The organism is Streptomyces sp. NBC_00433, assembly GCA_036015235.1.
In the GTDB taxonomy this organism is placed as follows: domain Bacteria; phylum Actinomycetota; class Actinomycetes; order Streptomycetales; family Streptomycetaceae; genus Actinacidiphila.
In genome coordinates, this window is sequence record CP107926.1 from 5,461,947 (window position 1) to 5,487,249 (window position 25,303).

General features: G+C 71.9%; 21 protein-coding genes and 1 tRNA gene. 9 read left to right on the forward strand and 13 right to left on the reverse strand.

What is annotated here, in order from left to right:
- Positions 1-112: 112 nt before the first annotated feature.
- Entirely contained in the window at positions 113-991 is an 879-nt protein-coding gene (locus tag OG900_23445) for an ATP-binding protein (GenBank protein WUH92771.1), read from the reverse strand.
- Between the two features lie 235 nt (positions 992-1,226).
- Between OG900_23445 and OG900_23450 the strand changes: the two genes are divergently transcribed.
- The gene (locus tag OG900_23450; GenBank protein ID WUH92772.1) at positions 1,227-2,546 is read left to right on the forward strand and encodes a helix-turn-helix domain-containing protein; all 1,320 of its coding nucleotides are present in this window, start codon (positions 1,227-1,229) and stop codon (positions 2,544-2,546) included.
- Between the two features lie 3 nt (positions 2,547-2,549).
- On the opposite strand, the gene OG900_23455 is transcribed toward OG900_23450, so the two are convergent.
- Positions 2,550-2,876, reverse strand: coding sequence for a divalent-cation tolerance protein CutA (locus OG900_23455; GenBank protein ID WUH92773.1), 327 nt, complete (start codon positions 2,874-2,876; stop codon positions 2,550-2,552).
- 91 nt (positions 2,877-2,967) lie between these two features.
- Here OG900_23455 and OG900_23460 point away from each other — a divergent pair, with 91 nt between their 5' ends.
- Positions 2,968-3,360, forward strand: coding sequence for a hypothetical protein (locus OG900_23460; GenBank protein ID WUH92774.1), 393 nt, complete (start codon positions 2,968-2,970; stop codon positions 3,358-3,360).
- A 319-nt stretch (positions 3,361-3,679) separates the two neighbouring features.
- Here OG900_23460 and OG900_23465 read toward each other — a convergent pair whose 3' ends face one another.
- From OG900_23465 to OG900_23480, 4 genes are all read right to left on the reverse strand, one after another.
- Positions 3,680-5,158 carry an endo-1,4-beta-xylanase gene (locus tag OG900_23465; protein WUH92775.1) on the reverse strand — a complete coding sequence of 493 codons (1,479 nt, stop codon included), beginning with the start codon at positions 5,156-5,158 and terminating at the stop codon, positions 3,680-3,682.
- Positions 5,159-6,454: 1,296 nt separating this feature from the next.
- Complete coding sequence (locus tag OG900_23470; protein WUH92776.1) at positions 6,455-7,630, reverse strand: UDP-N-acetylglucosamine--N-acetylmuramyl-(pentapeptide) pyrophosphoryl-undecaprenol N-acetylglucosamine transferase; 1,176 nt, start codon at positions 7,628-7,630, stop codon at positions 6,455-6,457.
- A gap of 119 nt (positions 7,631-7,749) precedes the next feature.
- A complete protein-coding gene (locus tag OG900_23475; protein ID WUH92777.1) occupies positions 7,750-9,036 on the reverse strand; it encodes an MFS transporter in 1,287 nt (428 codons plus the stop codon).
- Positions 9,033-9,572 (reverse strand): helix-turn-helix domain-containing protein, encoded by a 540-nt coding sequence (locus tag OG900_23480; GenBank protein WUH92778.1) that lies wholly within the window; start codon positions 9,570-9,572, stop codon positions 9,033-9,035. Before OG900_23480 ends, OG900_23475 begins: the two co-directional genes overlap by 4 nt.
- Positions 9,573-9,896: 324 nt before the next feature.
- Here OG900_23480 and OG900_23485 point away from each other — a divergent pair, with 324 nt between their 5' ends.
- Positions 9,897-11,123: a VWA domain-containing protein gene (locus tag OG900_23485; protein WUH92779.1), complete on the forward strand. Its 1,227-nt coding sequence runs from the start codon at positions 9,897-9,899 to the stop codon at positions 11,121-11,123.
- 145 nt (positions 11,124-11,268) lie between these two features.
- Here the strand turns inward: OG900_23485 and OG900_23490 are convergent, their stop codons facing one another.
- On the reverse strand, positions 11,269-11,508 hold the full coding sequence (locus OG900_23490) for a hypothetical protein (protein ID WUH92780.1): 240 nt from the start codon (positions 11,506-11,508) through the stop codon (positions 11,269-11,271).
- 317 nt (positions 11,509-11,825) lie between these two features.
- On the opposite strand from OG900_23490, the gene OG900_23495 reads away from it, so the two are divergent.
- Complete coding sequence (locus OG900_23495; protein ID WUH92781.1) at positions 11,826-12,212, forward strand: hypothetical protein; 387 nt, start codon at positions 11,826-11,828, stop codon at positions 12,210-12,212.
- A gap of 312 nt (positions 12,213-12,524) precedes the next feature.
- Here the strand turns inward: OG900_23495 and OG900_23500 are convergent.
- Positions 12,525-12,601, reverse strand: a tRNA-Cys gene (locus OG900_23500).
- Between the two features lie 115 nt (positions 12,602-12,716).
- Complete coding sequence (locus OG900_23505; protein WUH92782.1) at positions 12,717-13,178, reverse strand: MarR family transcriptional regulator; 462 nt, start codon at positions 13,176-13,178, stop codon at positions 12,717-12,719.
- A gap of 196 nt (positions 13,179-13,374) precedes the next feature.
- On the opposite strand from OG900_23505, the gene OG900_23510 reads away from it, so the two are divergent.
- Both OG900_23510 and OG900_23515 read left to right on the forward strand, forming a co-directional pair.
- On the forward strand, positions 13,375-14,832 hold the full coding sequence (locus OG900_23510; GenBank protein WUH92783.1) for a DHA2 family efflux MFS transporter permease subunit: 1,458 nt from the start codon (positions 13,375-13,377) through the stop codon (positions 14,830-14,832).
- A 66-nt stretch (positions 14,833-14,898) separates the two neighbouring features.
- Positions 14,899-15,999 (forward strand): chitinase, encoded by a 1,101-nt coding sequence (locus tag OG900_23515; GenBank protein ID WUH92784.1) that lies wholly within the window; start codon positions 14,899-14,901, stop codon positions 15,997-15,999.
- Positions 16,000-16,095: 96 nt separating this feature from the next.
- Here OG900_23515 and OG900_23520 read toward each other — a convergent pair whose 3' ends face one another.
- Positions 16,096-16,617, reverse strand: coding sequence for a GNAT family N-acetyltransferase (locus tag OG900_23520; GenBank protein ID WUH92785.1), 522 nt, complete (start codon positions 16,615-16,617; stop codon positions 16,096-16,098).
- An 83-nt stretch (positions 16,618-16,700) separates the two neighbouring features.
- Positions 16,701-17,378 carry a DUF4232 domain-containing protein gene (locus OG900_23525; GenBank protein ID WUH92786.1) on the reverse strand — a complete coding sequence of 226 codons (678 nt, stop codon included), beginning with the start codon at positions 17,376-17,378 and terminating at the stop codon, positions 16,701-16,703.
- Between the two features lie 247 nt (positions 17,379-17,625).
- Here OG900_23525 and OG900_23530 point away from each other — a divergent pair, with 247 nt between their 5' ends.
- Together OG900_23530 and OG900_23535 are read left to right on the forward strand one after the other, a co-directional pair.
- Positions 17,626-17,874 carry a DUF4287 domain-containing protein gene (locus tag OG900_23530; protein WUH92787.1) on the forward strand — a complete coding sequence of 83 codons (249 nt, stop codon included), beginning with the start codon at positions 17,626-17,628 and terminating at the stop codon, positions 17,872-17,874.
- Between the two features lie 154 nt (positions 17,875-18,028).
- The gene (locus tag OG900_23535) at positions 18,029-19,054 is read left to right on the forward strand and encodes an aldo/keto reductase (protein WUH92788.1); all 1,026 of its coding nucleotides are present in this window, start codon (positions 18,029-18,031) and stop codon (positions 19,052-19,054) included.
- 21 nt (positions 19,055-19,075) lie between these two features.
- Here OG900_23535 and OG900_23540 read toward each other — a convergent pair whose 3' ends face one another.
- Positions 19,076-21,454: a hypothetical protein gene (locus tag OG900_23540; GenBank protein WUH92789.1), complete on the reverse strand. Its 2,379-nt coding sequence runs from the start codon at positions 21,452-21,454 to the stop codon at positions 19,076-19,078.
- A 794-nt stretch (positions 21,455-22,248) separates the two neighbouring features.
- On the opposite strand from OG900_23540, the gene OG900_23545 reads away from it, so the two are divergent.
- On the forward strand, positions 22,249-22,551 hold the full coding sequence (locus OG900_23545) for an antibiotic biosynthesis monooxygenase (GenBank protein WUH92790.1): 303 nt from the start codon (positions 22,249-22,251) through the stop codon (positions 22,549-22,551).
- 69 nt (positions 22,552-22,620) lie between these two features.
- Here OG900_23545 and OG900_23550 read toward each other — a convergent pair whose 3' ends face one another.
- The gene (locus tag OG900_23550) at positions 22,621-25,215 is read right to left on the reverse strand and encodes a hypothetical protein (protein ID WUH92791.1); all 2,595 of its coding nucleotides are present in this window, start codon (positions 25,213-25,215) and stop codon (positions 22,621-22,623) included.
- Between the last annotated feature and the right edge of the window lie 88 nt (positions 25,216-25,303).

Below are 25,303 nucleotides of genomic sequence, written 5' to 3' on the forward strand. Positions count from 1 at the left end.
TTCCGTAACGCGTCCATGTAGAGCCCGCTGGGCGTACACGGCAGTCTGCTCGCTCCCCGCTGACGTGCGGGCGTGGACGGGGCTACTGCATCCGCACGGGGGCCGAGTGGCATCAGCCCATGTGGTGTGCTGCGGCCCAGTCGTCGCGGGCGGCGATGAGGGCGGGGCGGACTGTGTTGTCGAGTAGGTCGGCGTGTGCGCGGAGCTTAGTGGCGATGTGGGCGAGGCCTTGCGGGTCCAGGCCGAGGATCCAGCGTCCGACGCTGACCTGGAGGTTGACCACGGGAATGCGCAGGCGGGGGTCGGGGTCGTAGGGGTTGCAGTCGATGCTGCCCTCGAAGACCGAGTCCTCTTCGACGCCGTCCCACAGGTCTGGAGCAGTGAGGGGCAGCATCGGTCCTTCGAAGAAGTTCCGGTGGTTGACCTCTGCCAGTCTCTGCGGCAACTCCTCGACCGGTACGCCAGTCTCTGTGGGATCGTCCTCAGCCCAGGCCGGGAGATGTCCGGAGGTGACGGCACCGTCGGTGGTGGCGATCGCCCACGTCCCCGGCGTACTCCACGGCGGCGGCTGCTCCCGCCGTGCGGGCCGGATGCTGGAGGCGACCTCGAACCAGACCACCTTCCCGGCCGGATCGTAGAAGCTGCCCCAGTCCGCAGCGAGCGCGTCCACCAGCAGCAGTCCCCGCCCGTCCTCCGCATCCGGCGAACTGCGGCACGGCTGCGGACGGACGGGGCTGACGTCGGTGACCTCGACCCGCACGCGCACTCCGGTCCACCGCACCGCCACCGAGCAGGGCGCCTGGGTGTGGTGGATGGCGTTGGTGATGACCTCGGTGGAGAGCAGTTCCACCTCGGCGAACTGCTCCTCCGAGAGGGCGACGTTCCAGCCGCGGACCAGGGAGGTGATCGTGTGCCGGGCCTCCGGCACGGCGCCCTCCTCGGCCTCGACGCGAAATCCGTGGAGGAGGACCGGCGTCCCTGATGGGGTCATCGGGACACCTCGGGGCGGATAGCGCGACGGCTGAGCGGCCTCGCGGGACAGGAGGTGACGCTGGGCGTGACAGTGGGCGGCATCGGGTTGCTCCTCTCGGTGCGTACGGTGAGCAGCAACTGTCAGGCTGTGACGGCAAGGGCGACTTCCCCGGCGCGGGTATACCCATGGTGGGTAGGCTCTTCCGGGCCTGTGTCCCGCACACTCGGTTGAACTGGCAGGACGGGAAAGCGCGATGACCGGATACCGACCAGCGACCGCGTTGCCGCGCGCCATCGTCGAACGCGCGGACATGCAGGCCGCGATCACCGCCCACGACTTCGGAACGGTGTTCCGACTCGCGCGCGAGCTGGCGGGCATCAGCTACTCGAAGATCGCCGCCGAGTGCGGCATCAAGCCCGAACGGGTCGGCTCACTCGCCCGTGGCAGGGGAAGCGTGACCAGCTTCGAGAAGGTCACCTGTATCGCGGACGCCCTGCGTATCCCCGGCCACATGCTCGGACTCACTCCCCGCCCCTGGGAAAAGAGCGAGCCCCTTCCTGCACGTGACCGTACGAGCGAGGAGGACGAGAGTTCCGTGGAGCGCAGGCGATTTCTCCGGGCAGGAACCGGGGCCGGGCTGGCGGCAACCCTGCCCGAGCTGACCCGGCCCGCAACCAGCCGCCGCGTCGGCGCGGAACTGCCCGACCGGCTTCGTCGGCGTACTGCACGCCTGCGCCGCCTGGACCAGGTGCTCGGTGGAGGTGACACGTACCGGGTCTACCTGGGCGAGTACCAGGCGACCAAGGCCCTGCTGCGGGACTCGACGTACTCCGAGCAGACCCGGCACGACCTGCTGTCCGTACTGGCGGAGCAGGCACAACAGGCTGGTTGGGCCGCGTTCGACGGCGGCCGGGCTGCCGACGCACGCGGGCTCTACGAGGAGAGCCACAGCGCCGCCACCGAAGCCGGCGACACCGACCTCGCAGGAAACGCACTGGCCTTCCTCGCCTACCAAGCCGTCAGCGGCAACCAGAAAGCCGGGGTGGAGATCGCCACCCAGTCCTGCGCGACGATCGGCCCCGACGCACCCGCCGGAGTACGCGCCCTGCTGCACGAACGCCTCGCGTGGGCCTGCGCCGTGGCGGGCCTGGCCACCGAATGCGAACGTGCCCTCACCGCCGCTGAAACGGCCCTCGCCTCAGCGGGGGACGCGCCCCAGCCCGACTGGGTCTCCTGGGTCGACACCACCGAACTCCAGGTCATGACCGGCCGCTGCTGGACCGAACTACGCCGCCCGCTGCGAGCCGTCCCCATCCTGGAGACTGCCCTGGCCGCCTACGACGACATCAACGCCCGCGACAAAGCCCTCTACCTGTCATGGCTCGGCGACTCCTACCTGACCGCAGGCGAAGTCGAACAGGCCGCCACCACAGCAGACCGGGCACTCGACCTCGCCGAAGGCGTCGCCTCCGTCCGCCCCCGCGCCCGCCTGACCCCACTCATCACACGCCTCGACACCCACCGCGGGCTCCCTACGGTGGACGCGGTCCTGGAGAAGGCCGCAGCGGTCTGACGCCTACGCGTCCGGTTCCGTGCTGTCCGCGACCCAGCGCAGGTATGCCTCCGAGCCGGCCACGATCGGCACCGCGACGACCTCCGGCTTCTCCCACGGATGGTGCTCCAACAGATGCGCCTCCAACGCGGAATACCCCTCGGCGGTGGTCTTGAGCAGCAACTGCCACTCCTCACCGGTCCCGAACTCCCCGCGATGCCAGAAGACCGACACCACCGGCCCAACCACCTGAGCCCCCGCCGCAAGCCGCCCCCGCACCGCGGACTCAGCCAGCCGAACGGCCTGCTCCCTCGACTCAGTAGCAGTGGACACCTGCACGAACTCGGTCATGCGGCGAGCCTAGCCGGGGCATGCGAATTGGCCGACTACAGATGCAGCGCATGGCCGATTACGCACTGTCCGTGATGATCAACACTCAGTAGTGTCGCTCGTCATGAAGGCGTTTCGCGCGTACTGGGGGTACCTCGCCATCGCTGCCCTGATCGTCTCCTGGGGGCGCGGCGCAGCACCTGCTGTGATCGTTGCATTGTCGCTCGCCGTTTTCGTGTTCGCCGGATTTCAAGCCCCTGCTTTGTGCGGCGCCGTGAACCGTAACGGCACGTACTGCCGAGAGAACGCGTCGGGGCTTCTCATGGGCTGCCACAGGCGACATCACCGACTGCAGAAGCTGAGAATGATCGTTCTGCGCCACCGTGCGGGAACCGTCTCGCGCAGCCTCTTCCCATCGTCAAAGGAGAAGTTTGAGGCGGCTATCGCTGTTGGCGGCCTCCTGTCAGCCGTAGCAGCCGTGGTCGTGCCCGTGATTACTGGTTAGTGGCTGTGACGTCCGAACGTTGAACATGGCACCAGTGACCTCGCCAGGCCAGCAACCGCATCTGGCGTGCGTGAGCGATGCGTGAGCGGACGTGCTGGCACCGGGCGGTGCGGTGCGGACAGGGCGACAACTTCAGTCCGCCTGACCTGCGGGTTTCGGATGGCGGCCCGTCCTCCGGCGGACGGCCGGGGCGCGTCACCGGCCGGGCCGGTCCGTGGGGCACCGCCGCGGCCGCCGCACGGTGCCCGGCAAGAGGCGTACGTGGGGCCTGTCCGCCGCAGTTGGCGGGCAGGCCCCACGTCACGAGTGCCTCAGCGGGTCAGCTGCAGGCGGTTCCGTTGAGAGTGAAGGAGCTGGGCGAGGTGTCGTTTGACGCCCAGGTGCCCTGGAAGCCGAAGTCGATGGTGCCTCCTGGGGCGATGGTGGAGTTGTAGCTGACGTTGGTGGCCTTGACGGTGGTGCCGGACTGGGTGACGGTCGCGCTCCAGGCGTTGGTGATCTTCTGGTCGCCGGGGAAGGAGAAGCCGAGCGTCCAGCCGTTGACGGGTGTGGTGCCGGTGTTGCCGACGACGACGTCGGCGGTGAAGCCGCCCTGCCACTCGTTCTTGGTGTAGGTCACGTGGCAGATGCCGCCCGTGCCGCCGGTGGTGCCGCCGGTGGTGGTGCTGCCGGTGGTGCCGCCGGTGGTGGTGCTGCCGGTCGTGCCGCCGGTGGTGGTGCTGCCGGTCGTGCCGCCGGTGGTGGTGCTGCCGGTCGTGCCGCCGGTGGTGGTGCTGCCGGTCGTGCCGCCGGTGGTGGTGCCACCACCGGCGCTTAGGGCGGCGACGGCGGCGTTGTAGGCGGGCTTGGGCTGGTAGTTGCTGTCGTACATGGTGGCGGCGCCGTAGCCGGGGAAGGTGCCGGGGATCCAGGAGTGGCCGTCGTCCACGCCCCACTGGCTCACTCCCACGCAGCGCGAGACCGCCAGGCAGTCGTTGACCACGGTGCCGTAGTCGTTGGCCTGCTGCTGGAGGTTGGAGCTGTTGGTCGGCAGCTGGATGCGGTCGTCCAGTTCGGTGATGGCGACGTCGAGGCCGAGGTTGGCGAAGCGCTGCATGTTCGCCAGCATCGACGAGGGGACCTGGCCGGCGATGAAGTGCGCCTCCAGGCCGATGCCGCCCAGCGGCACACCTTGGGCGACCATGGTCTGCGCCAGGCTGTAGAGGGCGTTGCTCTTCGCGTTCTCGCCCTCGATGTTGTAGTCGTTGATGTACAGCTTGGCGTTCGGGTCCGCGTTGTGGGCGGTGCGGATCGCGTCGGCGAGGTAGCCGGAGCCCATCGCCTTGTAGAACACGTCCTGGCGCAGGCTCCCGTCCTCGTTGTAGGGCTCGTTGATGACGTCCCAGGCGTAGATCTTGCCCTTGTAGTGGTTGGCCTCGGTGGTGATGTGGGACTCCATCACGCCCTGGACCTGGTTCAGCGGCAGGCTGCTGACCCAGCTGGGCAGTTGGGAGTGCCAGACCAGGTTGTGGCCGCGTACGCGGGCGTTGTGCGCCTGTGCCCAGTTGACGATCTGGTCGCCGGGGCCGAAGTTGTACGAGCCGTTGGACCGCTCGGTGGTGTCCCACTTCATCTCGTTGCCGGGGGTCACCATGTCGAACTGCGTGTTGGCGATGGCCATCTCGCCGCTGATGTTCAGGTCGCCGTCGGTCAGCGCGGTGCCGAAGTACTTGCCCTTGCCCTCGGCCAGCGACCGCAGCGGTGAAGCGGCTTGGGCGGGTGTGGCCGACAAGACGGCCAGGGCCGTCGCGGTGGCCACGGCCAATGTGGCGGTGAGCGCGCCCAAGCGGCGACGTGGTGTTCGGAGCGTACGTATGCCCGATGTCATCGAGGACCTCCATGTCTTCGTTGAGGATCGTGCTTCGGGCACGGGTCCGCGCCCACAGGCAGGCACGGCGGTGCCGGAAGCGGTGTCACACGGTGCCAATAGCGGTCGCACGGCGGCTTCCGCCGTCGGTGCGGGCCGGCTGGGTCCGCTGGGTCCGCTGCGGCCACGGCCACGGCCGCGTCGCCTTGCGCCGACTCGGCGGACGAAGCCGGACGAGGCGGGCGGCACTGGGGGCAGGTTTCGCGTGGCGGTCCTCCGGGGTCGCCGCACGACCGCCACCTTCCCCCGCGGATGTGGCCCTCGGGTCAGCGGTACCGGGTCGGCAGGGCGCCTAGTCCCGGCTTCTTCGTCGGTCTGCGTCCGCTGGGCAGCGTGCCGTCGCACACGGCGGTGGGGCCGCCGGACCGTCCGTCGCCGCCCTTGCGGGCGGGTTGCGACGTCCCGTTGTCCGTCGGCCTCGCGGGCCGGCGCCCGCGGTGTGGCGAGCTCCCGGGCGAAAAAAATGAAGGATGCATCGTTCTGTTCCTCGAAACTGTGGGGGGACCAAGGTGACAGAGAGTGCGTGGCCAACCGAGGCTGACCGTCGGCTGGGAGGTACTGCGGTACGGGGTGTGGGGTACCCCTTCGGTGGACTCTGGCCGCGAATCACGACCCAGCGACATGGGATGAATGTATAGACGGAACCGGGGTGCAGTCCATACCGGTGGACACCGGCGTGGGCTCAGGAGACCGGCGCGGCCGACGCCGCACCCGACTGTGAGGCACACGGTCGTGTCGACGCCCACCCGCACCAACCTGCGCTGTCCAACCGCACCACAGCTCCGGCCGGGGCTTCCGTGATCCGGTCGCCGAGCGGCGACTACTACCGGGCAGGTGGGTTCGGCCCGACCCGTGACGCCGGCCTGTCCACGGTCGACGCCCACGGAAAGGTGTGATCACCTGCGGTCTGGAGTCCGGCCGCTGCCACTGGCACCACTGACCCGCTCACCAGGCGAACACGCCTTCACGATCACCCGGAGGCCGAAAACAGTCCCGGCTTTCGGACAGCAGCCGCGTCGTCTCGCTTTCAGCAGCTCGGAGGACCGATCGTGCGTGAGCGATGCGTGAGGCTTGGCCGCCCCCTGATGCGGCGGCTCGGCCGCAGGGCGCCGTGGACCTCACGCCGTTCAGCCAGCCGTCCCCGCAGCTGATCCAGCGGTGGTTCCGGTGCCGTGGAAGCGGCGCAGGTCAGCCGGACGCGGCGGACAGGATCACGTCCACGAGCCGGTCCGCCGCGTCCGGGCGTCCGTGTGCCCTGGCCCGTTCCGCCATCGCCGTCCGCCTCGCTGGGTCGGTCAGGAGCGGGTCTGCCGCGCCGCGCAAAGTGTCGGCCGTGACCTCGCCGAGCAGGGCGACGGCGGCGCCGGACTCCGCCAAGTGGCTCGCGTTGTGGGCCTGTTCATTTCCGGCCGAAGAAGCCAGCGGGATGAAGACCGCGGGCTTGCCCAGGGCGGTCAGCTCGGCGAGCGTACCGGCGCCGCTGCGGGAGATCACCACGTCGGCGAGCGCCAGGACGTCGGGCAGTTCAGGGCCGACGAATCCCGCCAGGTAGTACCGAGCCGCCAACTCAGGTTGCAGGGCGGCCGCTTGCCGACGCAGGCCGTCGACGTTGGCAGGCCCGCACTGATGGATCACGTTCGCGCGCTCCAGCAGCCACGGCAGCGCATCCCGGACAACGTCGTTGATCTGCTGCGAGCCCTGGGCGCCACCCGTGACGTACACGGTCGGAAGACGCCGATCGAAGCCGTCCAAGCCCAGGGCTTCCACTGCTTTGTCCGCGTGACCGGCCAGCACCTCGGGACGGATCGGATTCCCGGTGACCACCGCGATTCCGCGCACGGAATCCGGCAGGAGCGGTAGCGACGACTCCGATGAGACCGCGATACGCGTCGCCGAGCCGGCGAGCTTGCGGTTGGCGAGCCCCAGGCGCACGGTCTGCTCGTGCAACACCAGCGGACGGCGGCACATGCGGGCGGCCAGGCCCGCGGGGACGGCGACGTAACCGCCCGTGGCGAGAACGACGTCCGGCCGGAAGTCTGCGACGACCTTTCTGGCCTGCGCGACTCCGAGCGGTACCCGCGCCATGTCGCGTACGTTCGCCGGCGACACCATCTTCAGCGGATTGCTGGAACGGCGGATCTTGCCCGTGGCGACGGTGGTGAACGCGATGCCCTCGGCGGGAGCGACCCGCGCCTCCAAGCCGTCGTCGGTGCCGATCCACAGTACGTCGAGCGTTCCGCCGTCGGCGGCGAGTCGGGACTGCAGTGTCCGGATCGCGGTCAGGGCCGGATAGGTGTGGCCGCCGGTGCCTCCTCCCGTGACGATCAGCCGGAAGGTGCGGGGGAGAGGAGAAGCACTGTTCACCTGGCGCACCCTAGCGGCTCTTCGGCGGCGGGACCGGCCGCGCATCCCGTGCAGCCCAGGCACCCGACGCTGCCGGCTGCGCCGCGGAACGCCGCAGCCGGGCCCGGCCCCACGCAGCCCTAAACGGCAGGCTCCTGAACGGGATTCAAGGGCTCCGCGGGGTCCGGATCACCGGCCGGGGCGGCGGCCCGCAGCGCCGCTTCGACCTGGCGGTTGCTGGTCATGGTCGCCGTGACGGCGGTCATGGTGAGGAGGAGGCCGGCGGCGGCGTAGAGCGGGGTGCGTATGTCGTACGTGGTGGCCAGCCAGCCGCCGAGGAAGGCGCCGAACGGGGCGGCGCACATGGCGAGCATGCGGGAGGTGGAGGCGACCCTGCCCATCAGGTCGACGGGGACGATCGCCTGTCGGAGGGAGGGGCCGAGCACCATCGTGGCGCCCATGCCCGCCCCGCAGACGGCGAGCGCCAGGCCGGCCGCGTAGGGGTTCGGGGCGGCGGCGAGGCCCAGGATCGCGAGCCCCTCGACGGCGGCCGTGCAGGTCAGCGCGGTGCCGGTGCCGAGTCGCCGGCCGAGGAAGGAGGCGATGCCCGCGCCGAGCAGGCCGCCGGTGGCCTCCGCCGTGAGGAGCAGGCCGAAGCCGGAGGTGCCGATGCCGAGACGGTCGTGCGCGAAGAGGGCGAGTACGGTCTCCACGGCGAGGAAGGCGATGTTCCCGACCGCCGGACGCAGTGCGAGCCCGAGCAGCAGCCGGTCCCGGAAGACGTACGAGGCCCCGGCGCGCGCCTGCCGCAGCAGCGACTCGCGGGCCTGGGGTACGGGCCGGGGCGTGGCGGGCAGTGACCGTACGAGCAGTGCGGAGAGCGCGAACGACACCGCGTCGGCGAGCAGCGGGACCGCCCGCCCGAGCGCGAGCAGGGCACTTCCCGCAGGCGGTCCCGCGAAGCCGGACGCGGCGGTCTGGGCGCCGCGCAGACGGGAGTTGGCGCGCTCAAGGAGCGCGGGGTCGCGGCCCAGCAGATTCGGCAGATACGCGGTGGCGGCCGTGTCGAAGAAGAGTCCGCCGAGGCCGAGCAGGAAGGCGACGATCGCGAGCAGCGGGACGCTCAGCACGTCGAGCGCGGCGGCCGCCGCCGGTATCGCGAGCAGCACCGCACGCGCCCCGTCCATGACCCACATCGTGCGCCGACGGTCCCAGCGGTCCACCAGCGCACCGCCGAGCACTCCGAAGAGCAGCCACGGCACGGTCCCGGCAGCCGTGACGACGGCGAGTGCCATCGGATCCCGTGTCAGCGTCAACGCCAGCAGCGGCAGCGCGCCGTGCGTCACCCCGTCACCGAGCGAGGACACCGTCTGCGCGGTCCACAGCCGTCCGAACCCGGTCGGCAACTTCCCTGTGTACGAGGTCACTTGGCGTCTCCTTCGGCCTGCTCACGCGATGTCGGGTGGAAGAGTGCGAAGACGAGGGACGCGTCCGGCAGCGACGGGTCGGACAACTCCCGGTATTCGTCCGCGAGCGCCTCCAGCCGCGCCCCCAGCTCCGCGAACTGCTCCCCGGTGAGCCGCAGATGCGCCATCCGTACGTGCCGCTCGCCGTCCACCGGTGCCGCCTCAAGGTCCGCCACCGCGTGCCGCATCAGCACATCCGGCTCCCCCGCCCCCCGATCCGGCAGCGCGATGGCCTGCGCGGCCATGGCGTAGTAGCGCTCGGTGACCCCCCGGACCTTCCGCGTCCGCACGACCTTGACCAGGCCGACCCGCTCCAGCAGCCGCACGTGGTAGCTGGAGCTCCCCTTCGCGACGCCGACCCGCTCGGCGATCTGTGTGATCGTCGCCGGCTCGAAGCGGAGCACGGCCATGATCCGGTGGCGCGTGAGATTGGAGACGGCGCGTAGCTGCTCGTCAGTGGTGACGTGGAAGGTCTCGGGGAGATCGTCGGTTGGCATGCCCACAATGGTCAACACTTCTTGACCATTCGTCAAGGGGGTTCTTCAGGTTCGCTGATCGGCTGTCCGGTTCCACTGGGCGCGGGCCGGCCTCGACCTGGCCGAGGGCTTACCTGGACGCGCTCGAACCCGACCGCGAGCACCTGCTGTTCGGTCCGCTCGTCAGCCACGTGGGGAGGCTGGTTCGCGTGCCGGGGTCGGCTGCTCCGCTGCCCTGCGCCTGCCATCGCCGGGAGCGTCCGCGGGCGCTCGATGTGGTCGTCGCGTCGCTATGGTTTGTACCGGCGGGCCGGGAATGGGTTGATGAGGGGATGTTCGAGGCGCATGCAAGCTTCGTCGCTGAGCAAGGGTGGGAATGCGGCTCTTGAGCCGCGAGCTGTCGCGTTACAGGTAGCGGCGAGGGGGACGCGGCTGGACGTCTCGGCGCTTCTGCTCGGTCCGCACGGCAAGGTCCGGAGCGATGACGATCTGGTCTTCTACAATCACCGGTCGCAGAGCGGCGTGAGTCTCACGGGCGATGCCGTCACCGCTGATCTGCCGCGCATACCTGAGGACGTCGGCACGGTGGTGGTCGTTGCCAGCGTGGATCCGTCCCACCCGGGGGCGGTGTTCACCACCGCGCCGGTCCTTACCGTCGATCAGGAGAACGGCACCCGACTGACCTTCGCCCCGCCGGACTTCGCCGCGGGGGAGACCGTCGTCGTGCTCGCCGAGGTCTATCGGCGCGCGGGCGGCTGGAAGGTGCGGGCTGTGGGGCAGGGTTATGCCTCGGGATTGGCCGGTCTGGCGACCGACTACGGCGTCGTCGTGGACCCGGAGCCGTCGGGAGCCCTGCCGCAGCTGCCCAACCCCGGGACTCCCCCGGGCACTTCGAACGGTGGCCCGCCCCGCCTGTCCGAAGTCGAGGCGCAGGCCCCGGCTCTGCTGGCCGCCACACGCCAGGCGGGTCTGGTGCTGGCCCGCTCCGGAGCAGCCGCCCGGCGCGCGGCGGTGTATCTCATCCTCGACCACGACTGGGCCATGAAGGAGCTGTACGAGTCTTTCGCCGTACAGGCGTTCGCCGAGCGCGTCCTGGCCCTGGCGGTGAACCTCGACGACGACGGCACGGTGCCGGTGATCTTCTCCAGCGGGAACGAGCCTTTCATGGAGGAGATCCGACTCGACAACTACCGTGGCCGGATCGGGCAGTTGCACACGCAGGTCGACTGGGGTTGGGGCAACGTCGGTGCGGCCATGCGTGCCGCGGTCAACCATTACCAGGATTCCGGCGCCGGCGACCCCGCCTTCGTCATCGTCCAGGTCGGAGACGAGCCCTGGGACAAGTCGGAGTTCCGCGCCCTGCTCCAGAACACGGCCGGCCTGGGGGTGTTCTGGCTGTTCGTGGGCTTCGGGCGCGGAAAGCTCGCCTTCTTCAAGAACCTCCACGCCTCGACAGCCGCCAGCTTCACCAACGTCTCCTTCTACGAGGCCAGCAAGAATCCCGGGGCGGTTCCGGACGAGGTGTTCTACGCCGGTCTGGTGGACGCGTTCGGGACGTGGATGAGCCGGTAGGGGCGAATGGAACCTCCCCCGTGCGAGCGACTCACGGGGAGGGTGCCGTGGGGCGGGCCGGATGTGGGCGGCTGCCGGGCAGCGGAACGGGCCCGCGTGGTGAGGGGCGGCGGGCTCGTTCCTGGGTCTGCCGGGGTGGGTCAGGTCAGTGCATCCACAGCAGGTAGTAGCCGTTCGTGCCGTATTCGCAGATGTAGACCGGACCGTGCGCCGGGGCGTAGGCCTGCGCCTGGGTGACGCAGCTCGCGTAGGTGGGGAAGTAGCCCATGAACATGAAGCCGCTGCCCGGCGGCGGGGAGGCCTGGGCGGCTGCGGTGGAGACGCCCAGTCCGAGGATCACGGTGGCGGCGACGGCGGCCGCGCGGGCGAGGACCTTCTCGCGCATGTGGATCACAACTCCTTTCCGTGGCAGGCGGAAGCGCCTGCCGTGTGGCCAGGGGTGTGGTGCAGGGGGACGCGCGCGCAGCCCCAAGCTTGCCCGGGGCCGCCCGTTGCTTCAATAGGTCCAGACCAATTGGTGAGGGTGGGGTCAGTGGGGTGCTGAACAGATGTCCTCAAGGTCGAGGACGATGGCGCATCTGCGCCTGATCGCCCTCGCTCGCGCTCAACCACCGTCTCGACGGCTACCGTTCAGGTGAACGACGGTCTGACGCCACGTCATCGGGCCACGGCTGCGTGGCCCCTCCGACATCAGGGGGAAACGTGAGGAAGAGGGTGGGGGCCGCGGTCATCGCGGTGCTTTCGGCCGGGGGGCTGCTTCTGGGGAACGGGGCCGCGCAGGCCACCTCGTTGGACATCCCCTGGACCTACACGGCGGACCACGACCAGGGTGGGATGGCGAGGTTCGCGAGCCTGGGCGACGACCTCTGGGTCTGCGACAGAGTGTCGGGGGACAGCTACGGCGCCGGCGCGACGCTCTACGAGGCCTCAGGCGAGGTCCTTGAGACGGTCTACGACGGCGTCCCCGACGGTCTCTGCGTCTCGTCCAACAAGAACCTCGACGAACAGCTCGGGGTGTTTCTCGTCGTGTGCCTGTTCAGGGAGAAAGTCGCCTACGAGTGCCAGAGGTCGCACCCCGGCTGGTCCTGATCTCTCCCGCCCGCCGAGGGCGGGAGAGCGAGCGGTCGGTCGGCCATGTGCCGTGCCTGGTAGCCGCGGTACGGCGTGAAGGACGCTTCACGCCGTACCGGGTGGAAAAGAAGCGTCCCGGCCTGTCCCGGCGTCCGGCCGGTACGCCGAGATGCCGACACGCAGGTGGGCTGCCCGCCGCGTAGAACCCCGTATCGGCCCCGCGGCGGGTCGCCGCCGTAGGAACCGAGGGGATGCCGCCGCGGAGTGCCCGAGATCCAGGTCGGCGACGGAGACAATGTGCTGGGCCGCTGCACCACAGTCCGGCCGGAGCCGGGCCGCCGGGATTCGAACCCGGGTCTTCTTTTTTGCAGAAAGAAGTATCCGTTGCCTGCGCACCGGGCACCCCGGCGGCGTGCCGCGAGCGTAGCGCACGCCGGGCACGGGCAGCCGTGAATAAGGCAGGGGCGAGCAAAGGGCCAAAGGGCCCCGCCCCGGGGGCAAAGGCCCCCGGTCCCCGGGGCCTCAGCCCTCCGGCGGGCTCGGCGGGGCTTCGGGGACGGACTCCCGCAGCACCGCGAGCAGTTCGAGCAGCAGCGCCCGCTGCGAAGCGCTGAGGCTGCGGGTCGCGGTGGCCAGCGCGGTGCGGTCGATCTCCTCGGCCTTGGTGTGGGTCGTGCGGCCGAGGTCGGTGAGGGCGAGGAGGTAGGCGCGGCGGTCCGTGGGGTGGCGGACCCGCTCGACCAGGCCCTCGCGCTCCAGGGCGTCCACGAGGGAGGTGACCGTGCGGGGGGCGACGTTCAGCGCCTCGCCGAGGTCCCGCATGCGCAGCGGTTCGCCCTGGGCGGTGGCGAGCGCCCTGAGCAGGCGCAGGCGCGGTACGGACAGGCCCTGGCCGCGCAGTTGGGCGTCGACGTACGTGCGCAGGCGCACCGTCGTCCTGAAGAGGTCGTCGACCAGTACGTCGCTGCTCCGGGTCTGCACCACTGGGTCCCGCCACACTCCTTCTGCGCTCGGCAATTCCGTGCGCGACGTCTTTCCATCTTTATGCGCCGACTCATAGTGAGTAGACTCAGCATATCCTCCCGCCCTGTGGGCGCGGAGGACGGTCGCCGTTGCCCGCGACGCACGCACTACCCGCCGCAGACCGCCCCGGGCGCCCGCCCCCGGGGGGAGGAGGACCATGTCCGGCCACCGCTTGGACCAGCGCCTGGTCGTACCCGTCATGTTCGTCGCCACGTTCTTCCTCGTGGTGATGGACGGTGCCATCACCACCGTGGCACTGCCGTCCATCGCCCACCAGTTCGGCGTGTCGGCGGCCGGGAGCGACAGCGTGGTCGTCGTCTATCCGGTGTGCGTGGGCATCAGCATCCCGCTGTCGGGCTGGCTCGGCGACCGTTTCGGCGGAAAGCCCGTGCTGCTCGCCGCGATGGGCCTGTTCACCGCCTCCTCCGCGCTGTGCGGAATGGCCGGCAGCCTCGGCCAACTCGTCGTCTGCCGGGGACTGCAGGGCCTGGCCGGCGGCCTGCTCACCCCGGTCGCCGCCGCCATGCTCTTCCGCACCTTCACCCCCGCCGAGCGGGTGCGGGCCTCCCGGATCATGACCATCCCGCAGCAGATGGCGCCGGCGGTGGCGCCCATGCTCGGCGGTGTCCTGATCGACGGCCTGTCCTGGCGCTGGGTCTTCTACGTCAACCTGCCCTTCGGTGTCGCCGCCCTGCTCTTCGGCCTGCTCTTCCTCGACAACTCGCGGCACGGGCAGCCCGGCCGCCTCGACATACCCGGCCTGGTGATGTCCGGCGGGGCGATATCGCTGCTGATGTACGGCGTCTGCGAGGGCGCCAGGCAGGGGTGGTCCTCGCCGCTGATCGCCGGCAGCCTGGCGGCGGGCGCCGCGCTGGTGGCGGCGACCATCGTCTTCGAACTCCGCACCGCCGCACCGATCCTGCGGCTGCGCCTGTTCAAGGACGCGCTCTTCCGGGACACGAAGGTGGTCGGCCTGATCGGCGTGGTGCCGTTCATGGGCGCCATGTACGCGGCGCCGCTCTTCATCCAGGAGGCGCAGGGCGGCAGCGCCCTCCACTCCGGCAGCAGCACCTTCACCGAGGCGATCGGCGTCCTGCTCACCGTCCAGGTGGTGGCCAGGTTCTACGACCGGGTGGGCCCGCGGCTGATCATCGCGTCCGGGATCTTCTGCGTCGCCGTCGTGCTCGCGGTGATGACCACGGTGGACGCGGGCACCGGGGCGTGGGCCTTCCGGCTCTACATGTTCCTGCTGGGCCTGGGCATGGGCGCGGTCTTCATGCCCCTGACCGTCGTGTCGTTCAGCACCATCCCGAAGGAGGACATGGGGCAGGCGTCCACTCTCAACAGTGTGACCAGCCAGTTCTCCATGGCGATGGCCCCTGCGCTGGTCGCGACCCTGCTGATCGCCAACACTCCGGCGACCACCCAGACCGCCCCGCCGGCCGCCTACCGGACCGTCTACCTGGTCCTCGCGGTCATGGCCTTCGTCGGGTCCCTGTTCACCCTCACGCTCCCCGACACCCGCCCCAATCGCCCCGACCGCCCCACCCGGCCGGGTACTCCGGCCACCGTGCGGAGGCGCCGCAAGCGGGCCGGCGTTGGTCCAGACTATTGACAGGTCCAGACCAATACGTTGGAGTGTTGCCCCGACCCCACTCAACCCCCATAAGGAGTGGTCACGTTGTCGAGACAGCGTCTCATCGCGTTCCTGGCCGCGCTCGCGGCCGTCGTCGGCCTGGTGGTCCTCGTGCCCCTGGCGTCGCCGGCCTCGGCGGCGACCTGCGCCGCCGCGTGGAATTCGTCCTCCGTCTACACCGGCGGCATGACCGCCTCCTACAACAGCCACAACTGGTCGGCGAAGTGGTGGACCCAGGGCGAGACACCGGGCGCCGCCGACGTGTGGGCCGACCAGGGTACGTGCGGCGGCGGTTCGGGCGGCACCGGCGGCACGACCGGCGGCTCCGGCGGGTGCAGCTACCCGGCATGGGTCGCGGGCCGCTCCTACGTGACCGGCAACATCGTGCAGTACAGCAACGGCCTCGACTACATCGCCACGCACGACAACCCGGGCTACGACCCGACGATCAGCACCTGGTACTGGAGCCCGTACACCTGCTCCGGGTCCGGCGGCACCACCGGCGGCACGACCCAGCCGCCGAGCGGCGGATTCGTGGTCAGCGAATCGCAGTTCAACCAGATGTTCCCGGGCCGGAATTCCTTCTACACCTACGGCGGCCTGACCGCGGCGCTCAGCGCCTACCCGGGCTTCGCCAACACCGGCAGCGACACGGTGAAGAAGCAGGAGGCCGCGGCCTTCCTCGCCAACGTCAGCCACGAGACCGGCGGCCTCGTCTACATCGTGGAGCAGAACACCTCCAACTACCCGCACTACTGCGACGCGAGCCAGCCCTACGGCTGCCCCGCCGGCCAGTCGGCCTACTACGGCCGCGGGCCCATCCAGCTCAGCTGGAACTTCAACTACAAGGCGGCCGGCGACTCGTTGGGCATCGACCTGCTGCACAACCCCAACCTCGTGCAGACCGACTCGGCGATCGCCTGGAAGACCGGCCTGTGGTACTGGAACACCCAGTCGGGACCCGGCACGATGACCCCGCACAACGCCATGGTCAACGGCGCCGGCTTCGGTGAGACCATCCGCAGCATCAACGGCAGCATCGAGTGCAACGGCGGCAACCCCGCGGAAGTGCAGGACCGCGTCAACGCCTACCAGCGCTTCGTGTCCGTCCTGGGAGTGCCCGCGGGCAACAACCTCTCCTGCTGACACCTCGCACCGAGCGACCCCGCCCCCGGCGCACCACCCGGGAGCGGGGTCCTTCCGTGCGGGTCCTTCCGTGCGGGGGCTTTCCGTGCGGGGCGCTCAGCGCGGAGTGCGGATCATGAAGACGTCGACCGGGTCGTCGGCCGTCATGACGAAGCCGTGGCGCTCGTAGAGGCGGCGGGCGGCACTGCCCTGGAGGACGTTCAGGGCCACGGGCACGCGCTGCGCGTCGGTACGGGCCAGCAGCGTACGCAGCACCGCCGAGCCGAGGCCGCGGCCCTGGTGGCGCGGGTCGAGGTAGAAGTGCTCCAGCCACAGGCCGCCCTCGCCCGCACCTTCACCGGGACGGGGGGCGCACTCAGCGGGACGGAGGGCGACGCAGCCGGCGAAGGCGCCGCCGACCGTGATGATCGACGTGTCCCGCGCCCGGAAGGCGTCCCGCAGGCGCTGCCGCACGCGGTGCTCGTCGTAGCGCCCGAGGCGCTCCAGGTCCGGGCGCATCACGACGGCGCGCAGCTCCACGATCGGCTCGACGTCGGCCGCCGTGGCGGAGCGCAGCGCCCAGCCCGCGCCGGGCCCGGGATCGGTGGCGCTGGCGAGGTCGGTCGTCCGGCTTTCCATGCGGCGGATTGTCTCATTCCGGCTCGCACGGGTGTGCGGGCGGGCGGGGCTGCGCGGCCGGGCGCGGCTGGAATACGGCCTGGTCAGCGGTTGCTGTGCGCCGGGCCCACCTGGAGGTTCTGGATGCCGGAGGCGACGCACTCCTGCTTGTTCCACGGGATGTTCGTGGACTCCGTCTGGTTCGGCGGGTAGATGCGGAGGGTGGGGACGGTGGCAAGGCCGCACTGGGCCGCGTCGTAGCCGCCCTGGCCGTTGACGGTCCGCAGGTCGACGTACGCGTGGGCGTTGGGGATCAGCGTGACGACGGGCTTGGCGGCGGGGGTCCTGGCGGCCGCCTTGCCGAGCTGCGCGTTGTGGGCCTTCACGAAGGAGACGCCCGGGTAGCCGTGCAGGGTGCAGGGGGCGCTGCCGGTGTTCTGGAAGGCCAGCGTGTAGAGCGCGCTGCCGGCGGCGCCGCCCATGCTCTGGACGCTGATCTTCAGATCGCCGGTGGCGCAAGCGGGCTGCGTGCCGCCGCCGCCGGACCCGCCCGTCGTGGCGGGACGCTCGGTCACCGGGGGCGTGGCGCCGGTCGTCGGCGCGGCTGTGTCCGTCGCGGACGGGGGCTCGGCGGCGGTCGAGGTCGTCGCGGACGGGGCGGCGGACGTGGACGCGACGGGCGCGGCGCCCGAGTCGTCGGACGGCCCGCAGGCCGCCAGCGCCAGACCGGCGGTGGCGAGCAGCAGCGCCGGTATGGTGCGGCCGATGTTCCTGGTGCCCATGGTGTGCCTCTTTCCTGTCAGCTGGCAGTGCCGGCGGTGAAGCCCCGGTGCCGTAGGCGATCCTGCCCCCGGCAGAGGCCCCTGAGGCTGCGCGTTACCGCTCAGGGACAGAACATCCGACCTGTGCGTACATTCGTTTCCCGCCGTATCCCGCCCGCCGGGGACCGATGACTTCCGCGCCCCGCGGCGGTCCACCCTCCAGCAGCACCCGTACGCGTACCCGTATCCGCACCCGCAGGAGACCGAGATGACCCGGCCGACGAGCACCAGCGCCACCACCACCCCCGCCGCCGCCCAGCGCGGGCCCGCGAGCTACTTCCCCTCCATCGAGAAGAAGTACGGCCGCCCGATCGCGGAGTGGCAGGACCTGATCCGCGCCTCGCCGCTCACCCGGCACACAGAGCAGGTCGGCTGGCTCAAGTCCGAGTACGGCCTCGGCCACGGGCACGCCAACGCGCTGGTCGCGTACACCCGCGCGCAGGACGCGGCGTCCTGACCCGTCCGCCCCGCATCCCGCCGCGCACCCGGGAGGGCTTGCTTCGAGGACACTCCAACGCCCTAGCGTGGCAAGCACGGCGGTGAACGACGGTCGCCGAGACTGAACCTCCGCGCGGGTGCCCGCCGGGTGCCGGAAAGGCCTGAACCACATCATGAGCAATGCCATCGACAAGATCAGCAAGGTCGAACTGGGCGCCCACGGCCCCCTGGTCGGCGTCCAGGGCTTCGGCGCCATGGGCATCAGCTTCGCCTACGGCCGGACGGACGACGAGGCCGCCCGCGACACCCTCGCGGCCGCCGTCGAGGCCGGCGTCACCCTCGTCGACACCGCCGACATGTACGGCATCGGCGCGAACGAGGAATTCCTCGCACCCTTCCTGGCCGCGCACCGCGACGAGATCACGCTCGCCACGAAGTTCGCCATCGAGCTGCGAGCCGGCGACCCGGGCTACCGGGCCATCCGCAACGATCCGCCGTACATCCGACAGGCCGTCGAGGCGAGCCTGCGCCGCCTGAAGGTCGACGTCATCGACCTCTACTACATGCACCGCCGCGACCCCGCCGTCCCGCTCGCCGAGTCCGTCGGGACCATGGCCGAACTCGTACGCGAGGGCAAGGTCAAGCACCTCGGCCTGAGCGAGGTCACCGGCGCCGAGCTGCGCGAGGCCTACGCCGTCCACCCGATCACCGCCCTCCAGTCGGAGTGGTCGGTCTTCAGCCGGGACGTCGAGCGCAGCGCGGTCGGCGCGGCCGCCGAGCTGGGCGTCGCCTTCGTCCCGTACTCGCCGCTCGGCAGGGGCTTCCTGACCGGCGCCTTCAAGGACGCCGCCACGGAGCTGTCCAGCGGCGACTTCCGCCAGTCGCAGCCGCGCTTCACCGGCGACAACGCGAAGGCGAACGCCGCGCTCCTCGAACCGCTGCAGAAGATCGCGGCCGCCCACGGCGCCACCACGGCGCAGATCGCGCTGGCCTGGGTCCAGCAGCAGTCCCAGGTGCACGGCCTGACCGTGGTCCCGATCCCCGGAACGCGCAAGCGCGGCCGCCTCCTTGAGAACGCCGCCGCCACCCGGATCACGCTGACCGCCGACGAACTGGCCCTGCTAGAGCCGATCGCCGGCCAGGTGGCCGGCGACCGTTACTCGGACATGTCCCAGACCTCGGCCGCGCGCGAGGGTTAGGGTCTGTCGCTGCTGCCGGGGTCAGCGGCAGCGGGTGCTGTCGACCGCGATTCCGGTCGCGGCCGCCGGGTCGGTGGAGGCGGTCACGCCGAGGTAGGGCCGGTCCGGATTGTCGTTGTAGGTGAAATTCGACGTGAAGACGTAACTGGTCGACCCCTTGGGGAAGGTGGCGGTCTGCGGCTTCATGGTCGTCGCGCCCCCGGCGCCGTCCGTGGCGTTCCGCCACCACGTGAGCCGGAGCGTGCCGGCCGCCGTGCCGTCGTACTCCACCCGTACGACCGCCGTCGCCGTGCGGCTGTGCGGCGAGCAGGTGAGCGTCGTGAAGATCCCCGAGACATGCGGCCCGGCCACCGGCGGGGTCTTCGTGGGCGTGGCGGAGGCGGACCTGCTCGGGGTGGGGGTGTCCCTCGGCTTGGGCTTGACGGGCGCGTGCGAGGCGGAGGGGCTGGCGGCCGGAGGAGTGGTCGTCGCCGGTGTGCTCGTCGGAGAGGGCGCGGCCGTGGTGGGTACGGGGGCGGGCGCCGCGGCCGAGGTGGACGGCACGGTGGCCGTCGGCGAGGCGGACACGGTGGCGGTGGCGGCGGCGTCGTCGCTGTTGCCGGTCGCCACCGCGGTGACCGTGACCGCGCCCGCGACGATCACCGCTGCCGCGGCGATGGCGAGGATCTTGGCCCGCCGCCCGAACCGCCGCTTCTCGGTGGGCGGTTGGTTCATCGGTACGGCGGCGGCGGGCGCGGGCGGCGGAGGCGGCGGCGGGGGCGCCAGCAACGCGCCGACGAGAGCGCCGAGTTCGTGGCGCCCGCGCGCCTCCCAGTCCTCGCCGTGGGCCGCGACGGCGAAGGCCTCCACCTCGGCCGCGAAGTCGGCTGCGGCCAGCGGCGGTTCGGCCGCGGCCGACCCCCGGTCGAGCAGCGGCCGCACATCCGCCTGTGACGCCGCGCACGCGGCGAAGGTCGCCGTGGCCGCCTGGACGTCGGTGGCCTCCGTCGCCGGCTCGGCCACACCGAGGTCGGCGAGCTTGACGTCGCCCTGGGCGGTGACCAGCACGTTCGACCGCTGGTAGGCCTTACGGTCCAGCCCGGCCGCCTGGGCGGCAGCCAGCCCGAGCAGCGAGGCCTTCAGCACGACGAACCCCGCTTCGGGCCCCGCCGGTATGCCGCCCTCGGTGACCAGCGCGTCCAGGGCGACACCGTCGACGGCTTCCCGGACGATCGCGGCGTTCTGGCCGTCCTCGACATACGCGTACAGCCGCGCCACATAGGGCGATTCGAGCGAGCCCAGCTCGCCGGCCGCCCGCCGGAAGGCCGGCGCGAAGCCCTGCTCTTCCGCTACCGCGGCGGAGACGTAGGTGATCGCGACCGCCGTCCCGCTGCTTTCGTGCCGCGCCCGCACCACCGCGTTCCCGGCCGCGTCCGCCCCGGCCTCGGCCTCGTGGGCGTATCCAGGGACACGCCAGGGCCCGCTCGCGGCGGGAGGGGTGGGCTTTGCCGCGGGCTTCGCGGCGGGTGCCGCGGCCTTCGCTGCCTTCGCCGGAGCCGCCTTCCTGGCGGGAGCCGCCCGCTTGGCCGGCGCGGCCTTCTTGGCCGGCGCCGCCTTCTTCCCCGGTGCGGCGGACTGGGCGGCCTTCCCGGCGGGAGCCTTCCCGCCGGCCGCGCCTGCGGCGGTGCCCGCCGCCTTGCTCGTCCGCGCACCGGTGCGCTTGGCCGCGCTCGGGGTGGCGGGACCGTCCGTTCCGGCGGCTGCGGCGGGGGTTGCGCCGGTGGCGGGTGCCGGGTTCGTGTTCGGGGTGGCGGGCGCAGCCGTTGCGGCGGTTGTGGCCGCCTTCTTGGCCGGGGCCTTACCGGCGGCAGGGGTCGCGCCCGTAGCGGGTGCCGCGTCTGCGGTCGGGGTGGCGTCCGTGGCCGGTCCGGCGGCTGCGGCGGGAGTCGCGCCTGCCTTCTTGCCTGGGGCCGTACCGGCGGCGGGAGCTCCGCCCGTGGTGGGTGCTGCCTCCGTGGTCGAGGTGGCGTCCGCAGGCGTATCCGTGGGGACGGCCGGAGCCGCGGCGGGCTTCGTGGCCGCCGGCGGCGTGGTGTTCGTGCGCTTGGTCGCGCTCGCCGCCTTCGACGGGGACGCCTTGCGGGGCTTCGTCGTGGGGGCGGGGCGGGACGGCGGCTGCTGGGGCGGGGCCGCGGGTGGGAGGGGCTGCTTCGCGGCGGGCTTGCGGGGCGCCGGCTGGGCGTCGGCGGCCGGCGGGCGGTCGCCCTGGGCGGCGGGGGAAGCCGCCTGCGCCCGGCGCGGCCGGGCGGCGTTGGCCTTGCCCGCCCCGGCCGTCGGCTTCGCTCCGGGCGGCTGGGCCGCCGGAGGCTGGTTCTCGTTCGCGCCGGGTATGCCGCCCGTGCCGTCGTGGTCGTGGTCCACCTGATCCCGTCCCTCGCGCTGCCCCTTGTGGCGGAGCCGCTGTTCGCGGCCCCGCGACGCCCGGTTCCGTATTCGGGTTCCACCGGCAGCCGAGCGGATCTGCCGGGGCTCGCGGCGACCGTTGCCCTTTCCTCCACGAGAGGGCCGCGCGTCGAAGACGCGTGCGCCCAGGGGCCGGAGAGGTGGTGCCGTGAGGATCACGAGGGTACTGCCGACCGCCGGAATGCGGGCGTCCGGGGCGGCGTCCGAGCGCACTCCGGGCCCGACCGCCCGGCGGGAGGGGCCCGGGAGCTGCGCCGCTCGCCTCGCGCAGGGCGACGCGCCAGCCTGTCGAGGCGGCCCGACGCGTTGTCCAGCCGTCTCGAACGGGGGCACTGGCGTGGGGGTTACGGCCCGCGTGGCGCGCGCCTGCGTGAAGGCCGGTCAGCAGCCCAGGCACGCGGGCCCGCCCTGGAATGCGGGCGTCCCGGCGTGCTCGGGGCCGCCCGCCTGGCGGGAGGGGCCCGGGAGGTGCCGCTCGCCCCGCGCGGGGCAAGGCGCCTGTCGGAGGAGGGAGCCCGGGAGCCGTGCCTCTCGTCCCCCGCATGGCAGTGAGCCCGCCCGCCCGGGGCGGCCAGGACCCGACGTCCAGCCGTCCGCACCCCCGTGAGCGGCACGGCGCCCGCCTGCGTGAAGGCAGGCCGCCGGCAGGCCCCGGCGCGCGGGATCGACCTTCCGTGGCGGCACGGGTGCGCGGTGTTAGCGTGGCAGGCGCGGCATCGCAGGTGGGTCCGGACGGAGCGACGGAGTTCGACATGACGCATTACCAGGTCATCGCGCATCACCAGATCGCGTCGGACCAGGATCTGGACGAGGTGCTCGCGTTCTATCCGCGGCTTGCCGAGGCGTCCCGGCAGGAGCCGGGCAATGTGTCCTTCCGGGTCTACCGGCAGTTGGACGACGAGCGTGCCGTCGTCGTCATGGAGCGGTACACCTCGCGGGCGGCCTTCGGCGAGCACCAGCGGACCGCGCACTTCGAGGAGATCCTGCTCGGGCAGATCGCGCCGCGGCTGAGCGACCGGACCCGCGAGGCCTACGACGTGCCGCCCGCCGAGTGATCGGCCCCGTGCCGGGGCGGGGCCTCGGCACGGGGCGGGCGGCGGACAGGGATCAGTGGTGGGCAGGGATCAGTGGTGCTCGGCCGGGAGCAGGACGCAGAGCAGGGAGCAGGCCACGGCCGATGACGGGTCGGTGGTCGTGGGGTGGGTGCCGTGGGGGGAGTTGGCGGCGACGAAGCTCGCCGACGCCGTGTTCTTCACCGGGAGCGCCAGCAGGAACGAGTTGCAGTAGACCTGGCGGCTCGCGCCTGAGGCCAGCGTGAAGGTGCCCGCCGCGTGTGAGCAGGACGGTGTGGTCGGGTCGGCGACGGTGACGTCGGCGGCGTCGACCGGGCCCGCGTCGGTGACCGTGATGCGCCAGTAGGCCGTGCCGAGGAGCTGGAGCAGGCCGACGGGGCTGGACTTGACCCAGGGGCCCGCGCCGCCGGGGCCGCAGGCGTGCGAGGAGGTGCCGGCGCAGATCTCCTTGTTGACGGAGACGTGCGGCTGGCACGCGGCGCCGGGCTGCACGGGCACGCTCACGGTGTTGGAGGTCAGGGCGCCGGTGGCGTCGCTGCCGGTGGCGGTGTCGGCGACCTGGCTGGTGGCGCAGTCCGCGGTGACGACGGTGCGCAGGCAGAGCTGCGGGTCGTCGCCCTGGAAGCGCACGGTCAGCGCGGGGTGTCCGCCGGCGCCGAAGTCACTGGTGTCGGTGAGGCTGAACTGCACGGTGACGGTGATCGAGGGATGGTCGGCGGCCGGGATGCCGGACAGGTCGACGGTGCCGGACGGCGAGAGCGCCGGGGTCGCGACGACGGCGCCGTCGGGGTCGGTGACCGAGACGGTCGTGGCGGCCGGGTCGGTGTGGGCGAGGTCGAGGCCGGTCAACTGGGCCTCGGTGTAGGCGGCGGCGTGCCCGGTGCCGCCGTCGCAGTAGAAGTCGGCGGGTGTGAGGGTGACGGAGGCGCCGGTGTGCAGGCAGGGCGAGCCGCCGGTGGCGGGGTCCATCGAGAAGAGGACGCCCGCGTCGCCGAGGCCGATCAGGCAGCGGGTCGTGGCGTCGTACGCGTATCCGTAGTCGCGTGTGGCACCGGAGTTGACCGCGGGGTGCCCGGCGACGGCCGGGAAGCCGGCGCAGGGCTGGGCGTGCGTCCAGCTGTAGCAGACGGTGTCGCCGGCCAGCGGCCCGCCCCACACGGCGAAGTAACTGCGGTTGTCGCCGCCCGCGTCGACGACCTCGGGGTTGAAGACGAGCACCCCGGCGGGCAGCGCGTCCAGGCCGGTCGGCGGTGCGGCCAGCGGGCCGCCGTCCAGCGCGTAGCAACTGGTCGACGGCGAGGCGCCGGTGGTGTCCGCCGTGCAGACGCCGGCCGGGTGGCCCGCGGTGTCGTAGGCGACGAAGGCGTTGTACGTGTACGCGTTCGCGTCGGGTCCCGCCGGGTGGGGGGTCGTCCAGCCCGCGCAGGTCGCGCCGGTGGCCGGGTCGAAGCAGCCGAGTGCCGGGCGGCCGGGGGCGGTCGATCCGCCGGCCATCGGGGCCGAGGAGGCGTAGATCCGGCCGTCGGCGACGGTGAGGGAGCCCTGGTAGAGGGCGGAGGTGTTGCCGGGCAGGTCGTGGTTGGGCGGCACGATCGCGGCGAACGGCTGCCCCGCGCAAGGGGTTCGGCTCGCGATGTCCAGGCACAGCACCCGGCCGGTGCTGGCGACGCCGTAGAGCCTGCCGCCCTGGGCGACGAGTCCGGCGAGCCCGTTGGCGCTGCTCGGGGAGCCGGAGGCGGCGGCGAGCGGGAAGAAGCCGCAGTTGGCGCGGGCGCCGAGGTCCAGGCAGCCGGCGCCGACCGAGCCGTTCGCCACGGCCGGGTAGTAGACGACGCCGGGCCGCCCCGGGTCCATGGCGTACTGCGGGGTGAGGGTGGTGAAGACGTTTCCCGTGTCGCCCGAACCCAGCGGCCCCGGCGTGGTGTTGAGCGGGCGCGGCCACGGGCCGCCGGGGCAGGGCTGGCCGGAGGACAGGTCGTTGCAGACCACCAGGCGGGCGGCGGGGCCGCTGTGGTGGTAGATGTTCCACGCCTCGACGTCACCGGACGGCGCCCGGAAGAGGATCGGTGTGAAGCCGTCGCCGCCGGTGGTGCGGGCCGCGGCCTGCACGGGCGGCAGCAGGTCGCCGCTCACGTCGGTGCCGGCGCCGGTCGCCGCGGGATCGGTGCCCCGCACGACGGTGGTCGCGGCGCCCTGGTCGGTGCCGGTGAAGGTGGTGCCGTCGGTGGACCATTCGGGAGTCCAGCCGGGCGGCACGTGCAGCGAACCGGGGACGTAGGTCTGCCCGGCGCCCGCGGCGCTGATCGGGTCGGTGATGGTCGTGGCGGCCGGCGCTCCGGTGGTCGCGTTGTTGTGGTAGCTCACGGCCCAGTTGAGGGTGTCGGAATGCTGGGCCTGCGCCGTGCCGGGGGTGGTGACGTTCTGCACGGTCTTGACCAGCGCGCCGGAACCGCCGCCGCCCGGGGGGTGGTTGGCGGGGGACGCGCTGCCCTGGATGTGCGGGCCCTGGGCCATGACCGGGGAGAGCGAGCCGGCCGCCGTCGCGAGCAGCGCCGCGAATATGGCGACCGCCGCCCGGCCGGCTAAGCGGCGCGGTCTGCGGGTCGGGGGGTGCTGCGTGGAGCGGGAGAGCAGGAGTCGGAGCATGGATGTCCCCACCTTCGTCTCGGTGCGCGCGGGCGCCGTCCCGGGGGCCCCGCGCCGCGGAACAAGGTAGGTGGGAAAAGGGCCGCCG

Coding starts and splice junctions, on each gene's coding strand:
- OG900_23480 (WUH92778.1), bottom strand. CDS start 9,572: ATGCCAACCGACGATCTCCCCGAGACCTTCCACGTCACCACTGACGAG.
- OG900_23510 (WUH92783.1), top strand. CDS start 13,375: ATGTCCGGCCACCGCTTGGACCAGCGCCTGGTCGTACCCGTCATGTTC.
- OG900_23520 (WUH92785.1), bottom strand. CDS start 16,617: ATGGAAAGCCGGACGACCGACCTCGCCAGCGCCACCGATCCCGGGCCC.
- OG900_23455 (WUH92773.1), bottom strand. CDS start 2,876: ATGACCGAGTTCGTGCAGGTGTCCACTGCTACTGAGTCGAGGGAGCAG.
- OG900_23525 (WUH92786.1), bottom strand. CDS start 17,378: ATGGGCACCAGGAACATCGGCCGCACCATACCGGCGCTGCTGCTCGCC.
- OG900_23450 (WUH92772.1), top strand. CDS start 1,227: ATGACCGGATACCGACCAGCGACCGCGTTGCCGCGCGCCATCGTCGAA.
- OG900_23490 (WUH92780.1), bottom strand. CDS start 11,508: ATGCGCGAGAAGGTCCTCGCCCGCGCGGCCGCCGTCGCCGCCACCGTG.
- OG900_23445 (WUH92771.1), bottom strand. CDS start 991: ATGACCCCATCAGGGACGCCGGTCCTCCTCCACGGATTTCGCGTCGAG.
- OG900_23545 (WUH92790.1), top strand. CDS start 22,249: ATGACGCATTACCAGGTCATCGCGCATCACCAGATCGCGTCGGACCAG.
- OG900_23530 (WUH92787.1), top strand. CDS start 17,626: ATGACCCGGCCGACGAGCACCAGCGCCACCACCACCCCCGCCGCCGCC.
- OG900_23550 (WUH92791.1), bottom strand. CDS start 25,215: ATGCTCCGACTCCTGCTCTCCCGCTCCACGCAGCACCCCCCGACCCGC.
- OG900_23485 (WUH92779.1), top strand. CDS start 9,897: ATGCAAGCTTCGTCGCTGAGCAAGGGTGGGAATGCGGCTCTTGAGCCG.
- OG900_23535 (WUH92788.1), top strand. CDS start 18,029: ATGAGCAATGCCATCGACAAGATCAGCAAGGTCGAACTGGGCGCCCAC.